The 14,548-nt window shown below is 55.9% G+C and carries 18 protein-coding genes; 13 read left to right on the top strand and 5 right to left on the bottom strand.

What is annotated here, in order from left to right:
* On the bottom strand, window positions 1–325 hold a 325-nt coding region (locus WBC85_RS09120), incomplete at its 3' end, for an endonuclease/exonuclease/phosphatase family protein (protein WP_424435632.1).
* A 153-nt stretch (window positions 326–478) separates the two neighbouring features.
* On the opposite strand from WBC85_RS09120, the gene WBC85_RS09115 reads away from it, so the two are divergent.
* From WBC85_RS09115 to WBC85_RS09100, 4 genes are all read left to right on the top strand, one after another.
* Window positions 479–736 (top strand): hypothetical protein, encoded by a 258-nt coding sequence (locus WBC85_RS09115; RefSeq protein ID WP_424435629.1) that lies wholly within the window; start codon window positions 479–481, stop codon window positions 734–736.
* Between the two features lie 307 nt (window positions 737–1,043).
* Entirely contained in the window at window positions 1,044–1,250 is a 207-nt protein-coding gene (locus WBC85_RS09110; RefSeq protein ID WP_424435626.1) for a hypothetical protein, read from the top strand.
* A 61-nt stretch (window positions 1,251–1,311) separates the two neighbouring features.
* A complete protein-coding gene (locus tag WBC85_RS09105) occupies window positions 1,312–2,421 on the top strand; it encodes a DUF6902 family protein (RefSeq protein WP_424435623.1) in 1,110 nt (369 codons plus the stop codon).
* A complete protein-coding gene (locus tag WBC85_RS09100) occupies window positions 2,418–3,422 on the top strand; it encodes a DMT family transporter (RefSeq protein ID WP_424435620.1) in 1,005 nt (334 codons plus the stop codon). The genes WBC85_RS09105 and WBC85_RS09100 overlap by 4 nt, the downstream gene beginning before the upstream one ends.
* Here WBC85_RS09100 and WBC85_RS09095 read toward each other — a convergent pair.
* Window positions 3,406–3,729 (bottom strand): HesB/IscA family protein, encoded by a 324-nt coding sequence (locus tag WBC85_RS09095; RefSeq protein ID WP_424435617.1) that lies wholly within the window; start codon window positions 3,727–3,729, stop codon window positions 3,406–3,408. The genes WBC85_RS09100 and WBC85_RS09095 overlap by 17 nt on opposite strands.
* A gap of 79 nt (window positions 3,730–3,808) precedes the next feature.
* Between WBC85_RS09095 and WBC85_RS09090 the strand changes: the two genes are divergently transcribed.
* From WBC85_RS09090 to WBC85_RS09060, 7 genes are all read left to right on the top strand, one after another.
* Window positions 3,809–4,945, top strand: a complete 1,137-nt coding sequence (locus WBC85_RS09090; RefSeq protein ID WP_424435614.1) for a deoxyguanosinetriphosphate triphosphohydrolase — start codon at window positions 3,809–3,811, stop codon at window positions 4,943–4,945.
* Window positions 4,946–5,085: 140 nt separating this feature from the next.
* Window positions 5,086–6,819, top strand: coding sequence for an arginine--tRNA ligase (gene argS, locus WBC85_RS09085; RefSeq protein ID WP_424435611.1), 1,734 nt, complete (start codon window positions 5,086–5,088; stop codon window positions 6,817–6,819).
* An 80-nt stretch (window positions 6,820–6,899) separates the two neighbouring features.
* Window positions 6,900–7,955: an SPOR domain-containing protein gene (locus WBC85_RS09080; protein ID WP_424435608.1), complete on the top strand. Its 1,056-nt coding sequence runs from the start codon at window positions 6,900–6,902 to the stop codon at window positions 7,953–7,955.
* A complete protein-coding gene (gene nagZ / locus WBC85_RS09075) occupies window positions 7,955–8,962 on the top strand; it encodes a beta-N-acetylhexosaminidase (RefSeq protein ID WP_424435605.1) in 1,008 nt (335 codons plus the stop codon). The genes WBC85_RS09080 and nagZ overlap by 1 nt, the downstream gene beginning before the upstream one ends.
* On the top strand, window positions 8,952–9,770 hold the full coding sequence (locus WBC85_RS09070) for a segregation and condensation protein A (RefSeq protein WP_424435602.1): 819 nt from the start codon (window positions 8,952–8,954) through the stop codon (window positions 9,768–9,770). Before nagZ ends, WBC85_RS09070 begins: the two co-directional genes overlap by 11 nt.
* A gap of 46 nt (window positions 9,771–9,816) precedes the next feature.
* Entirely contained in the window at window positions 9,817–10,416 is a 600-nt protein-coding gene (gene scpB, locus WBC85_RS09065; RefSeq protein ID WP_424435635.1) for an SMC-Scp complex subunit ScpB, read from the top strand.
* Window positions 10,417–10,486: 70 nt separating this feature from the next.
* Window positions 10,487–10,678 (top strand): hypothetical protein, encoded by a 192-nt coding sequence (locus WBC85_RS09060; protein WP_424435599.1) that lies wholly within the window; start codon window positions 10,487–10,489, stop codon window positions 10,676–10,678.
* A gap of 112 nt (window positions 10,679–10,790) precedes the next feature.
* On the opposite strand, the gene WBC85_RS09055 is transcribed toward WBC85_RS09060, so the two are convergent.
* Genes WBC85_RS09055 through ccmI form a run of 3 tightly spaced genes read right to left on the bottom strand, consistent with a single transcriptional unit; the run spans window position 10,791 to window position 12,733 of the window.
* Complete coding sequence (locus WBC85_RS09055) at window positions 10,791–11,021, bottom strand: DUF1289 domain-containing protein (RefSeq protein ID WP_424435596.1); 231 nt, start codon at window positions 11,019–11,021, stop codon at window positions 10,791–10,793.
* 9 nt (window positions 11,022–11,030) lie between these two features.
* Window positions 11,031–11,504: a Holliday junction resolvase RuvX gene (ruvX, locus tag WBC85_RS09050; RefSeq protein WP_424435593.1), complete on the bottom strand. Its 474-nt coding sequence runs from the start codon at window positions 11,502–11,504 to the stop codon at window positions 11,031–11,033.
* Complete coding sequence (gene ccmI / locus WBC85_RS09045) at window positions 11,501–12,733, bottom strand: c-type cytochrome biogenesis protein CcmI (protein WP_424435590.1); 1,233 nt, start codon at window positions 12,731–12,733, stop codon at window positions 11,501–11,503. Before ccmI ends, ruvX begins: the two co-directional genes overlap by 4 nt.
* A gap of 248 nt (window positions 12,734–12,981) precedes the next feature.
* Between ccmI and WBC85_RS09040 the strand changes: the two genes are divergently transcribed.
* Together WBC85_RS09040 and WBC85_RS09035 are read left to right on the top strand one after the other, a co-directional pair.
* Complete coding sequence (locus WBC85_RS09040) at window positions 12,982–14,226, top strand: sarcosine oxidase subunit beta family protein (protein ID WP_424435587.1); 1,245 nt, start codon at window positions 12,982–12,984, stop codon at window positions 14,224–14,226.
* The coding region (locus WBC85_RS09035) for a hypothetical protein (RefSeq protein ID WP_424435584.1) at window positions 14,226–14,548 on the top strand (323 nt) is incomplete at its 3' end. The genes WBC85_RS09040 and WBC85_RS09035, both read left to right, overlap by 1 nt.

Below are 14,548 nucleotides of genomic sequence, written 5' to 3'. Positions count from 1 at the left end.
GGTATAGCCCGCAAATACGAATGGCCTGTTTGCCTACCACTGTCGCTTCGATCCAGCGTGCCTGCTCGTCGGCCTCATCGCCGGGCAGGCCGCGCTGCACATCTTCCAAAGGCAGTTTCGACAGAATCGCGACACCGTTGAAGGACTTTTGCCCGTGGGTTTCGACGTTATACCCCATTTCCTCGAACATTTCGCTGGGGAAGCCCTCATCAACTGTTTTGATTTCCTGCAAAAGCGCGACGTCTGGTTCTGCCTCTTTCAGCCAAGCGGGCAAGGCCGCGATACGCGCTTTGATACCGTTGATGTTAAACGTAGCGATTTTCATGGGCGCGCGCTCCTTTGTTCCGCCCCAGCTATCCCCCAAGCGCGCTGGCCACGCAAGCGCGCCAGCCTCGAAAACGTCGTTTAGTTCAGATTTTTCCCCGTGCAGGGCAGGCCACATTCTTTGATAACGTCCCACAATTGATGGAGGGGCGATATGTTCAAGGTTCTTAATTTTTTCAAATCCAAAACCGGCGCGCTTCAGCCAATGTCACAGCGTTCGCGTTTTGAGGCAGTACAAGAAGAGCTAAACGCCGTTCTGGCAGAGCTGAACGACATGCCCAGCGTCACCATCGATCCTTCTGCGCGGGTCATTCAAATTATCGCGCCCGAGCAGTTCGCCGACGAAGCGCTTGCATTGCCTGCGCCTGAAACAGAGCCGGAATTAGAAGGCGCGCAGGCTACGGGGTCATAAATCAGGACCCGATCGGGCAAACAGCGTTGCCTTGGTAACCTGAAGCGATTCGCCTTTTCCGAGAAGTTCAACCCTCAATTCGCATTTTGCGTGTTGAGCGTCTTGCTGTTTTTGAGGCGATTTCATACTGTGCCGTTAAATTTTTTTCGATCTGTGGATAACTCTTTAAGCAGCCGAACTCCAATTTGTTGCATCGTGAGTTTAATGTGGACAACTCAAAGGTTAACACGCAGAAAGAATGAAGTGCTTTTAAATACACGTTATGCGTGCAAGCCTTTTGACACTGAAACTCAATTGGAGAGACAAGATGTCTGCACTTCGTAAAACGTCACCAGCATTCACAACACCAACAACTGATATCCATAGCGGGCAAGGCGCGGAATTGTTTACCGCAGGCGCAGCGCCCAGCGTTGATGGCACACACACACATATGTTCTCGTCAGGCTCTGCGCCTAGTGTCGAAACGGCACAGTTTAGCGGCGCTTTGACAGAGCTTTTCTCGTCAGGATCCTAATCGAACCTGCTGCCTGAATTGAAGTGCTGGAGCGATCGCTCCGCTTAGGAGGAAAATAAATATGTCCGATAATGTGGTCGCATTGTTCCAGCATTTCAAACCTGAAACCAATAGCTTAGGGGCGCTCGCTCATAGTTTTTCCACGACGCGCAGGGATCACAATGATGTCTATTGGTTGAAAGAAAACTCCGAACTGTTGAATATTCTGGAATGCACGCATCAAGAGGTCAGCGCGCAGGACATCGAATGTTACCGCAGTTTTTACCAAAGCCTTCCTGATCGGCTTGCGTTCTTTCCGCAGTATTATCGTTTCCTGACGTCAATTGCGCTTGATCTTGAGGCGCTTGGCATGGAGGGCACTGTTGCGCAGCAGCTTTGTCACTTTGTGGATCGGCAAGGTTTGGCTATGGCCGAACTCTCTGATTTGCAACGCGCGGAGGCACAGCGCCTGCTCGCGCGCCGCGATATCGCCCAAGATGGCAGTGCGGCGCTAAGCGCACGTTTGCATGAGTTTATGGATCATACCACCAGCTTTGCTATTCCGAACCGAAAAGCCGCATACGAGCTGACGCATATTGTTTTCTACCTGTCCGAATATGGTCGGCGCGACCCGGAGCTAAGCGAAAAAGCCTGCAAAAGCCTTTTGTTTACAGGGATTTTGGCGCATCTGGAAGAGAATGCCGATTTGCTAGCCGAGGTTTGCGTTGCGCTGCGGTATGCTGGGCGCACGCCGCCAAAGGAATGGGAGCGTTGGGTTGAAACCGTGGTCCAGGGCTTTGATTTGAGCGTCGGACAGGCCGATCCCGCATTTGACAACTATCACGAATACCTTGTCGCGAATTGGGCCTGCGCCGAGATGGGCGCGCCAAACCTATCGGGTGTATATTCGGGTAGCGGGCAGACGTTCCTAAGCCCTGTCGCACCTCTCGGGGCGATGCGGGCAGTGTCCGAAACACTATTCGAATTGCGCAGTCCGCGCCTGACAAGCTGGGACAGAATGGAGCGCCGATTGACCGACGCGTTACCAGATGTCGTCGCGGAGCATCTTAAACGCGTGGCGTCAGCTTGCCCCGAATTCAGCGCGTTTTTCGAGCATTTTTCTCGCACGGCTCATCCGTCGGCTCAGGCGCATTCGATCAAGCAGCCAAGTCAGATGGAGCGCGCGAAATGAAAGTGGCAAGACTAAACGCGCCAACTTTAGGGGGCCTCGGCGGCTTGCTATTAATTGTGCTTTATTGCTGTTTTGCGACAGGCGCGGATGCGATCACGCGCAGCATTGCACAAGGGTTTGCCGCGCCGCAGCTCTATTGTTTTTCTGGCGGCATTGTTGCTTTGCTTAGCATCGCAGGGAACGGTTTGGGTCAGGGCAAAAGATCGTTCATTTCAAAACGCCCGCTGACATTGGCGTTGCGCTCTGCCTTGTTCATCCTTTCGTCGGTCTTTTACTTCTTTGCGTTTCGCGGGCTGGCGTTTGCAGAGGTTTTCATCTTTATCGCTTTGGTTCCAATTTTCGCCGGGCTCCTCAGCGGTCCGATCCTGGGGGAATCTGTGCGTTGGCAAAGCTGGCTTGCGCTGATCGCGGGCGCGGGCGGTATGCTTTTGCTATACCCCCAAGGCACCGCGCTTCTGACTCTGGCACATCTAAGCGCGCTTATGGGGGCCATGAGCGGTGCCGGAGCGATGGTTCTTGCCCGCCACATCAGCCGCGATGACAGCAACGCCTTGCTGCAAGTTCTCTATCCGAACCTGACGATGTTTGTGGTCATGGGGTGCATATTACCCTTTGTTTACAAACCGATGGTGGCGCAGGACATGATTTTGATCGGCTTGTACGCAAGCCTGTTGTTTCTGGCGCGCTGGGTGCTTGTGCTGGCGCTGACGCGGATCAAGGCCTATGTGGTCACTTTGCTGATGAACATGCAATTCGTGGCGATGGTCATTGCAGGCGCGGTGTTCTTTGATGAAACGCCCGGCTTGAATTTATTTGCAGGCGTGGCGATCATCATTTTGGCTGGCGCATATGTGTTTCTAGAACAAATGTGGTCTGATATTGCCAAAAAGCAGCAGAAAATCATCCGATTTGGCCCGCCGCATATCATTCACAGCGCATCGGATGCGATGCATACGCATGGCGTCGCTGTGCGCCCGATTTCTTTTACATTGAGAAGCTAGTTCCGCAGCCGCAAGAACTGGTTGCGTTGGGGTTTTTAATGGTAAAGCGGGCACCGATCAGCTCTTCGGAAAAATCAATAACGGCGTTTTCCAGAAACGGCAATGAAACCGTGTCGATCACAACCTTTTCGCCCGCGCTTTCGAGCACAAGATCATCGGCAGCTGGCGCATCCAGTTTGATTTCGTACTGGAAACCGGAACAACCGCCGCCCTCGACAGCGATACGCAGCGCTTGGCCCTGATTGGCCGCACCAATTTCGGACAAGCGTTCAAAGGCACGCGGGGTCACTTTTGGGGGTAGGTTCATCGAATTGGCTCCGCCTGTTGGCTCTTTGCTCCAAGCGCAATATAAGCGGGGCTGGGACAAGCGGCAAGGACGGGACTTCATGCGCGCATCATATTATTGCGATCCGGGCCAGACCCGAGGGCGTCTTGCGCCCGAAGAAGAAAGCGTACACCGCACCTGTTTTCAACGCGATAGGGACCGGATCATCCATTCCAGCGCGTTTCGCCGCCTCAAACACAAAACGCAGGTTTTCGTTGAACATGAGGGCGATTATTTTCGCACCCGCCTGACGCATTCCATTGAAGTTGCGCAGGTTGCACGCACAATTGCGGGTGCTTTGGGTCTGAATGGTGAGTTGACCGAAGCAATCGCGCTGGCCCATGACCTTGGTCATACGCCCTTTGGGCACACTGGCGAGGATGCGCTTGATGCTTTGATGCAACCCTATGGCGGCTTTGACCATAACGCGCAGGCGGTAAAAATCGTCACCTCGCTGGAGCGGCATTATGCTGATTTCGACGGGCTAAACCTGACGTGGGAAACGCTGGAAGGGCTGGCCAAGCACAACGGTCCTGTCACAGGCACTTTGCCCTTTGCGCTTGCTGAATATAATGCGCGCCATGATTTGGAGCTGCACACACATGCCAGCGCTGAAGCACAGGTTGCGGCGCTTTCGGATGATATCGCATACAACAACCACGATCTGCATGACGGTTTGCGCGCGGGATTGTTTTCGCACGATGATATCTGCGCGTTGCCAATTGTGGGCGCGGCCTTTGCCGAGGTTGATAGTCTTTACAGTGATATTGACCCGACGCGCCGCATGCATGAGGCGCTGCGCCGGGTCTTTGGTGTGATGGTCTCTGATGTGATCGCCACGAGCCGTGCAAACCTGTCAGAAAGCGGTGCGCTGACGGCGCAGGATATCCGTGATTTGGGGCGACCTGTTGTCAAGTTTTCAAACGGGTTATGGGCCGACCTTAAAGTTATTCGCGCGTTTTTGTTCAAACATATGTACCGCGCGCCGGCGGTGGTGGAGATGCGCGCGCGCGTTACGCGTATTGTTGAAGAGTTGTTTCCGTTTTTTATGAACAATGCTGAAGCTTTACCCGAAGAATGGCGCATGGATATTGCGCGCGCCAAGGACGAGACAGAGCTTGCCCGTATTGTGGCCGATTACATTTCGGGAATGACGGATCGGTTCGCTCAACAGGAACACGACAGGCTTTTGGGGTGATCGGTGCGGGGGCTGGCCCCCGTGGCTTGCTGGGCTCTGCCAGAGTTTAATTGGCAAAATGAAGCGGTCCGGTTTGGCTTGACCATTGAAAGTAAAGCGGTGCGGGCGTATGACGCGCGCAAACCCAAGGAAACGTATTGATGAATCTCTTTACTGATATTCGCAGCGCCGTTTTGAGCGCTTTGGAAACCATGCAGGATGCAGGCACTTTGCCGCGCGATCTGGACTTTGCCAATGTGGCGGTCGAGCCACCGCGCGATGCGGCGCATGGGGATATGGCCACCAATGCGGCGATGGTGCTGGCCAAGCCTGCACAGATGAAGCCGCGCGATATTGCAGACGCACTTGCAACGCATCTGGTAGCGGATGCGCGTATTGAAAGCGCCGAGGTTGCAGGCCCCGGATTTTTGAACATGCGCCTTTCGGATGGGCTTTGGCAGGGCGTTGTTGCCGCTGTTTTGGAGCAGGGCGCTGATTTTGGCCGCTCGAGCAAGGGGCAGGGCAAGAAGGTTAACGTCGAATATGTTTCGGCCAACCCGACGGGACCTTTGCATGTGGGTCACACGCGCGGCGCGGTCTTTGGCGATGCGCTGGCAAGTCTGCTGGATTACGCGGGCTATGATGTGACACGTGAATACTACATCAACGACGGCGGTGCACAGGTCGATGTGCTCGCGCGCTCGGTTTATCTGCGCTACCTTGAGGCACATGGCCAAGAGGTTGCGTTTGAGGATGGTACATATCCCGGGGACTACCTTATTCCCGTCGGCATCGCGCTGAAGGAAAAGGTCGGCGCGGACTATGTAGGAAAGCCAGAAGCCGACTGGCTGCTGGATGTGCGCGAGTTTTCGACCGAAAAAATGATGGACCTGATCCGCGCCGATCTGGCGTCCCTCGGGATCGAGATGGATGTGTTCTATTCCGAAAAGTCGCTTTATGGCACGGGCCGCATCGAGGCTGCGATCAATGCGTTGAAAGACAAGGGTCTGATCTACGAAGGTGTGCTTGAGCCACCAAAAGGCAAAAAGCCCGAAGATTGGGAGCCGCGCGAGCAGACGCTGTTCAAGTCAACCGAACATGGCGATGACGTCGATCGCCCTGTGATGAAATCCGACGGTGCCTGGACATATTTCGCACCCGATATCGCCTATCACTATGATAAAGTCACACGCGGTTTCGATATGCTGATCGATGTTTTCGGTGCCGATCATGGTGGCTATGTCAAACGGATGAAGGCGGCGGTTTCGGCGCTCTCGGATGGCAAGGTGCCGCTGGATATCAAGCTGACTCAATTGGTGAAACTGTTCAAGAACGGTGAGCCGTTCAAAATGTCCAAACGGGCAGGGACTTTTGTGACCCTGCGCGATGTGGTGGATCAGGTCGGCCCCGGCGCGACGCGTTTTCATATGCTGACACGCAAAAACGATGCGCCGCTTGATTTCGACTTTGACAAGGTGCTGGAGCAATCCAAAGACAACCCCGTATTCTACGTTCAATACGCAAATGCACGGGTGAATTCGGTACTGCGCAAAGCTGCCGAGGCAGGCATTGATCTGAGCGCAACGCCTGACCTAAGCGTGATAAGCCATGAAGCAGAGATCGCCGTTGCCAAAAAACTGGCAGAGTGGCCACGCCTTGTTGAATTGGCCGCGCGGACGAACGAACCGCATCGGATTGCTTTCTATCTATATGATTTGGCAAGCGAATTTCATGCGCTTTGGAACCGTGGTAATGATTTGCCCGAGCTCAGATTTTTGCAAGACGACCGAGATGCCACATCTGTATCTAAAATTGCACTCGCACGGGCGGCGCAGGTTGTGATTTGCGCGGGCCTGTCTATTCTGGGCGTTGAACCGGTTGAAGAAATGCGCTGAATGACATTCCTCACACCGGACTGAAGCAGTTCAAAATGATGCAGGGCGGCACCGTATCGCCCGCACAAATGTGAGGCAAAATGGCAGATTTCCCGATGAATGGGCGCGGATTCGCGCCTCAGGCTGGATCGTATCAAGCGTATCAGGGCTATCAGCAGCCGCAACAAAGTGCACCGCAATCGAACGGCAACCCTGTTCGTGCGATGGCCGCATTGACAGGGGCTGGCCTGTCTTTGGCGCTTTTGATTGGTGTCGGTGTTTGGGGCTATCAGCTAATTGCGCGTGATGTTGCCGGCGTTCCTGTTGTACGTGCAGTGCAGGGCGAAATGCGTATTCGCCCAGAAGATCCCGGCGGTGCGCAAGCGCTGAATCAGGGCTTGTCTGTCAATGAAGTTGCTGCCGCTGGCGGAACGGCTGGCCCGTCCGAGCGCATCGTTTTGGCACCAGAACCAATTGATCTTTCAAGCGAAGATACGCCGCTAATCGACCAGCTTGCTGCTGCGCAGCCGCGCTTTGCGCCGCAAGCGGAAGATGCGGGCGGTCTTGGCTCTGAACAGCAATCTGCTGCGGCCGAAGAATTAGATCCAAAAATGGCGTCAATCGAGGCGCTTGCCGCACGGATTGCCGCTGGTGCAACGCCGCTGACAACGCAGGGTCAGGTTAGAAATGAACCTGTCAGAACCTCCGTTGCGGAAGTTAAGCGCGACGTGGCACCGCAAAGGGTAGAGCCATTGACGCTTAGTGCTGATGCCGTGGGCGCAAATGTTCCCGGGATCTCGATCTCTCCGCGTCCCAAGCTGCGCCCGGAGGGTGTTCGCACGGCGTCACTTACCGCGACTGCACCAAGCGGCGGCGCACGTGACATTGACCCGGCAAGCATTCCTGCAGGCACCCGACTTGTCCAGCTTGGTGCCTATGAAAGCCCTGAAGTCGCCCTTAAGGAATGGGAGCGTTTTTCAGCCCGTTTTGCGGATTATATGACCGGTAAAGATCGCGTTGTTCAACGCGCTCAAAGCGGCGGGCGCACGTTCTATCGTCTGCGCGCAATAGGCTTTTCCGATTTGGCCGATGCACGTCGGTTTTGTTCCGCACTGACGGCTCAGAACACAGACTGCATTCCTGTCGTCACGCGCTGATGACCTTCGGCGCAACGATATTCGGCTGTCAGGGAACGACCCTTTCCGCGGGCGAGGCCAGCTTCTTTCGGGAGGCTGCGCCATTTGGGTTTATCCTGTTTAACCGTAATCTTGAGGATGAAGACCAAATCCGCAGTTTATGCGATGCGCTGCGTGATGCGGTCGGGCGCGATGCACCGATCCTGATAGATCAAGAGGGCGGACGCGTTCAGCGTTTACGTCCCCCGCTTGCCAGCGAATGGCTGCCGCCGCTTGATGATGTCATACGATATGGCGCGAACGCCCCGAAGGCGATGTATCTGCGTTATCGGATTATCGCCGCCGAACTGATGGCACTTGGCATTGATGCGAACTGCGCACCGATGGTTGATCTGGCGGTTGATGAAACCCACGAGTTCCTGAAAAATAGATGTTATAGCAACGATTTACAGACCGTTATCAAGGTGGGTCGTGCGGTTGCCGGTGGCCTTCTGGATGGCGGGGTGCTGCCTGTCCTTAAACACATCCCGGGGCACGGCCGTGCGGTGACAGATAGCCATTTGGACCTGCCCGTGGTCGCGACCAACGGCGCGACTTTGCGTGAACAGGACTTTGCTGCCTTTACGGCCCTGAACGATATCCCGATGGGGATGACAGCCCATATCACCTACAGTGCGATTGATGATCGTCCTGCCACGCTATCGCCTAAAATGATGGGTCTGATCCGCGACGAGATTGGCTTTGAAGGTCTGATAATGACCGATGATATCTCGATGAAAGCGCTGACAGGCTCTTTGGCAGAGCTGTCACGCTTGTCCATAGATGCTGGCTGCGATGTGATTTTGCACTGCAATGGCCAGATGGGCGAGATGGAAGACGTTGCCGGCGCAGCAGGTGCCATGAGCGACGCCGCACAACGGCGCGCTGAAGCCGCCTTGGCCTGCCGTCGCAGCCCCGATCCTGTTGACATTTCCCATTTGCAAGCGCAGCTTGAAGCGCTTCTGAATGGGACGGTGAATGACGCCTGATACCACGGATACCGCAAGCGATTGGACCACGGACAGGGAGGAACGCCTGACCGTCGCTGAACGCATGGCCGCTGAAGCGCTGATCGTTGATGTGGATGGCTATGAGGGTCCTCTCGACGTCCTGCTAACCCTGTCGCGTACCCAGAAAGTTGACTTGCGCAAAATCTCGGTCTTGCAGCTCGCCCAGCAATATCTGCTTTTTGTGGAACACGCCAAGGCGCTGCGGCTCGAACTTGCTGCGGATTATCTCGTGATGGCGGCTTGGCTTGCCTTCTTGAAGTCGCGCCTTTTGTTGCCGCCTGATCCGACGGAAGAGGGCCCTTCGGGCGAAGAACTTGCCGCGCATTTGGCCTTTCAGCTTGAACGCCTGCAAGCGATGCGCGATGTAGCGGCCCGCCTAATGGCGCGCGACCGACTGGGGCGAGATTTCTTCGCGCGCGGCACACCCGAGGTGGTCGAACGGGTCAAGAAGGTGACCTACACCGCCACCTTGCTTGATCTGATGCAGGGCTACGCGCGGATCAGAACCCGCGATGAATTCCGCCCTTTCGTCATGGACCGCGAGGCGGTTTACACCATGGAGGAAGCGCTGGGGCGCATGCGCGGTATGCTCGGGTTTGCGGGGGCTTGGACGGATATTTCCAGTTATCTGCCAGAGGGTTGGCAAAATGATCCGCTCAAGCGACGCTCTGCCACCGCAGCGACATTTGCGGCCTCGCTCGAGCTCGTTAAAGAAGGTAAAGCCGAAATTCGCCAATCGGGCACATTCAGCCCGATCCAACTACGACGGAGAGAGCCACGTGAGTGAGCAAGCCCCAAAAGAGATAGAAGAAAGCCTTTTCGAAGCGCCGCCAATGGGCGAGCAGGAACGCATGGTTGAAGCAGTACTTTTTGCCAGCGCAGAGCCTGTGACAGTGGCAGATTTGAACGCGCGCATGCCCCATGGGTGCGATGCTGCCGAAGCTTTGGTGCATTTGGGAAAACGCTATGAGGGACGCGGCGTGGGGCTGGTGAAAACCGGCAACGCTTGGGCGATGCGCACGGCGCCTGATCTCAGCTTCTTGATGCAGAAGGAAACGGTCGAAACGCGTAAACTCAGCCGCGCCGCGATCGAAACATTGGCAATCATCGCTTATCATCAACCTGTAACCCGCGCCGAAATTGAAGAAATTCGCGGCGTTTCGGTGTCCCGCGGCACAGTCGATCAGCTTTTGGAAATGGAATGGATCCGCTTTGGACGGCGTAAAATGACACCGGGGCGCCCTGTGACATTTGTCGTGACGCAAGACTTCCTGGATCACTTCGGCCTTGAAAGCGCACGCGATTTGCCCGGCCTCAAAGAACTTCGCTCCGCTGGTTTGCTTGAAAACCGGCCACCGCCCAGCCTTGGCGCGGCCCTTGGTGATGTCGAAAACGAAGAAGATGAAAACCAGACCGAGCTTTTTGAAGAATAAATATACCAACGCCCTGAATTGTGCACAATTTCATGCTATATCTCTGTCAGAGGCAAAAGGGAGTAAACCCGTGAACATGAATCAAATCATCAATATGGTGATCCGCCGTGTTATGAACATCGCGATCAACAAAGGCATAAATGCAGGTGTCGATCAAATGGCCAAGCGCAAAGGGCGCAATGCCGATGATCCGGACCTTCAACAAGACAAAAAGCGCCTGCGCCAAACCGCGCGCCTCACGCGCCGCATGGGTAAATTCTGACTTCTCTGGTGTTTAAATACCTCGGGGAGTCTTGGCATTGCCAAGACGGGGCAGCGCCCCGGACTGCCGCGATAGCGGCTATACCTGTGCGCGCTTTGCGCGCTCATGTTGGTTAACGCTTCAGCCGCGCGGCGCGTCCACCGCGCCGCCCTTTTGGAACCGCTTCGCGCGAGGGCAGCTCAGCCATAATCGAACGGCGTGTTTCGGGTGTCATTTTCGACCATGCTGAAATTTCGTCGATCGAGCGGTTGCACCCCGTGCAAAGACGGGTTTCAGGATGCACCACGCAAATCTGGATGCAAGGGCTGTCGAGCTCGTCTCGTCGCCAAACTGGTTCACTCATCTGCTCACCTTATCCACGTCTCATATGACCCAAACGGTCCAATACCCCTTGCAGGATATAAGAGGCGGCCACATGATCGATGACCTCTGCGCGACGCTTTCGCGACGTATCCGCCTCTAGCAATGCGCGTTCGGCGGCGACTGTTGATAAACGCTCGTCCCAATAGGTAATTGGCAATTCGCTTTGGCGCGCAAAATTACGGGCAAACGCGCGGGTTGATTGGCACCTTGGTCCTTCAGAACCATCCATGTTGAACGGCAGGCCCAGAACAATCCCGCCGATCTCGCGCGCGGCTAGAATGTCTTCCAGTCGCGAGGCGTCGGCGGTGTATTTGCTGCGTTTGATCGTCTCTAGCGGTGTGGCAACCGAAAGCAGTCCGTCGCTGACCGCAACGCCAATGGTTTTGGTGCCAAGGTCCAGCCCGACAAGTGCGCGGCGCGCAGGCAGAGCGGCGGAAAATTCTTCGACAGTTTCAAAAATCACTGCGTCATGCCCAACTCGCGCGCAGCCTTGCGCACGATTTCCAGCGCGCCCGGTTGATCGGCAAACACCTCTTTCGCGTTCTGCCAGATAAGGGCCGCGCGATCCTCATCGCCCAGAACGCCAATCGCACCAATCAAACGCGCCCATTCTTCAGGCGTTCCGCCTTCTGTCGCAAGGCGATCAGAAAGGCGTGCAACCATCCCCGCGATCATTTCCTGACGGTCCGCCGCGCTCATTTCAGCGGCGTTTTTCACGTCATCAGCGCTCGGCCCGGCAAGCCCCTCTGTCTTCAAAGGCGGTAGTTCGTATTCAACGCCTGCGCGAAAGGCGAGTTCCTCGATCTGTTCACGGATAGGATCGACCCAAGCCGCATCGTCGGGGCTTTCTTGCAACAGCGTCGCCCATGCGCGGAACGCCACATCAGGGCGCCCGACCTGCATCATCATCAGCCCCGAATAATAGCGCGCAACGCCGTTCTTGGGGTCTTTCTTCAATGCGGCCGCCAGGGCACCCTCTGCTTGGGGGGACACATAACCACCTGCTGCAATAACCAGCATATCGGCATAATTGGCGAAATCCTCCGCGCTGGCATCACTGCCTTTCAAACGCAGAACCTCGGCCTGTGCGGCATGGGCTGCGGCGGCATTGCCCAGGCGACGCTCATGGGTCGCCAAAAGCGTCGCGCCTTGCAGATCATTCGGGCGTTGCGACACGGCGGTGCGCAATTGCGCGACCAGTTTAAGGTAGTCTTCCGGCACATTGAGATTAGGCACAGCCGGGGGCAGGGAGGCTTCTGCACTGGCTTGGCTCGGGCGCTCTTTGCGGGCAATGTCTGCGCGCTCGATCCGCGTTGAAAGGGCAAGATCGCCATAGCCTGGCGCGCCGAGTTCACGGTAGAGCAAAAGCGAGCCGCCAATCAGTGCAACGGCCAAACCCGCAACAAGGGTTGCGCGCGCGGCAACAGGGCTGCGCGTTGCGGCTTTGTCTTCTCGCAGGGACTTGTCGGCGGCAAGAATGCGGCGCGAAATCTCTGTTAACGCGCGTTCCGCGTCCTCAGGTGCGGTGATTCCGCGGGCAAGATCGCGCTCCACTTCGGCAAGTTGATCGCGATACACTTTAAGATCGAATTCCGCAGCAGGGCGCGCCATGCTGTGCCCGCGCCAAAGCGCAAGCGCCAAAAGTACGACAGTGCCTATTGCCAAGGCGGTGGTGGCCAACCAAAAAATCATGGATCATCCCTTTTCGCGTCTCCCCCATCTAGTCTGCTTGGGCCGCGAAAAAAAGGGGGCACAGCAGGGCATCTTGACGCTTGCAGCGCGCGCCAAAACCGTTAGCACTTTGCTTTGCCGCTGCTATGTCGCGATTGGCTGCAAAATTGCCGCCGTGAGTATCCTCTTGAAAACAGCATGGCAGCACAACACTGACAGCGCCGCGAATCCCGTGTTCGTTGCGCTTTACCAAAGCTTGGGGGCCGTCCATGAAGCGTTATTCTGCCTTTGCCATCGCACGCGAAGCCGCGCGCTATCACTCCGGATGGGAGCGCGCATGGCGTTCGCCCATGCCCAAAGCCAAATATGATGTGGTAATCGTCGGGGCAGGCGGGCACGGCCTTGCGACGGCTTACTACCTCGGCAAGAACTTCGGCATCACCAATGTGGCGATCATCGAAAAGGGCTGGCTTGGCGGCGGCAACACGGGGCGCAACACCACGATTATCCGCTCGAACTATCTGCAAGACCCAAGCGCGGCGATCTATGAAAAGGCGCGCTCGCTTTACGAGACACTTTCGCAGGACCTGAACTACAACATCATGTTCTCGCCGCGTGGCGTTTTGATGCTGGCCCAGACCCAGCATGAAATTCGCGGCTATCAGCGCACGGCCCATGCCAACGCCCTGCAAGGGGTCAAGACCGAATGGATCGGTCCCGGCAAGGTCAAAGAGATTTGCCCGATCATCGAACTCAACGGTCCGCGCTACCCGGTGCTTGGCGGGCTATGGCAAGCGCGCGGCGGCACCGCGCGTCACGACGCGGTCGCATGGGGCTATGCGCGCGCCTGTTCGGACATGGGCATGGACATCATCCAGCAATGCGAAGTCACGGGCGTTCGCACCGAGGGCGGCAAAGTTGTTGGCGTCGACACCACCAAAGGCGCGATTGATTGCGACAAACTGGGCGGCGTGGTTGCGGGGCATTCCTCTGTGCTGGCCGAAATGGCGGGTTTCCGTCTGCCAATGGAAAGCGTCGCACTGCAAGCGCTGGTGTCAGAGCCGATCAAACCCGCGATGGATATCGTGGTCATGGCCAACACGGTTCATGGTTATCTATCGCAATCGGACAAGGGCGAAATGGTCATCGGCGGCGGCACAGATGGCTATAACAACTACACCCAGCGCGGATCGTTCCATCACGTGGAAGAAACGGTAAGGGCGCTGATCGAGACGTTTCCGATGCTCTCACGCCTCAAGATTCTGCGCCAATTGGGCGGGATTGTGGACGTGACCGGGGATCGCTCGCCCATGCTGACCAAGACGCCTGTCGAGGGCATGTTTATGAACTGCGGTTGGGGCACGGGTGGTTTCAAGGCGATTCCGGGGTCCGGCTGGGCCATGGCGGAACTGATGGCGAAGGGCGAGAGCCCGTTGACCGATGAGTTCTCCATGTGGCGGTTTAAAGAAGGCAAGTTCATCGATGAGAGCGTTGCTGCGGGGGTGGCTCATTGATGAAGAATAAAGAAAACTGGCTCTGGGAGCTAATCCATAAATACAAGATTTTATTTTTCATCATTACGAAGTCAACGGGGGAAGTTCAATTAGATGTTTATGACAGATCTTATGCGCCAAACCAGTTTGGTGAGGTCCGTAGATATAGAGAGTTTTGTGCTTGGATATGGTTGAAACCATTTGTTGCGATTGGAATGCTAACCTTTCTCATTTTGATCACTATTTCAGTTGCTCAAAATTGGCCTGAACTCGCTAGTCGGTTTGGCGCGATGTTAGTCGCTATGGAAATTATCGACAGATATTCGCTCCCAAAAACTGAACA

This window comes from Planktotalea sp., assembly GCF_049680325.1.
In the GTDB taxonomy this organism is placed as follows: domain Bacteria; phylum Pseudomonadota; class Alphaproteobacteria; order Rhodobacterales; family Rhodobacteraceae; genus Planktotalea.
The sequence above is the reverse complement of the archived record's forward strand: the minus strand, read 5'-3'. Positions and strand labels throughout refer to the sequence as shown.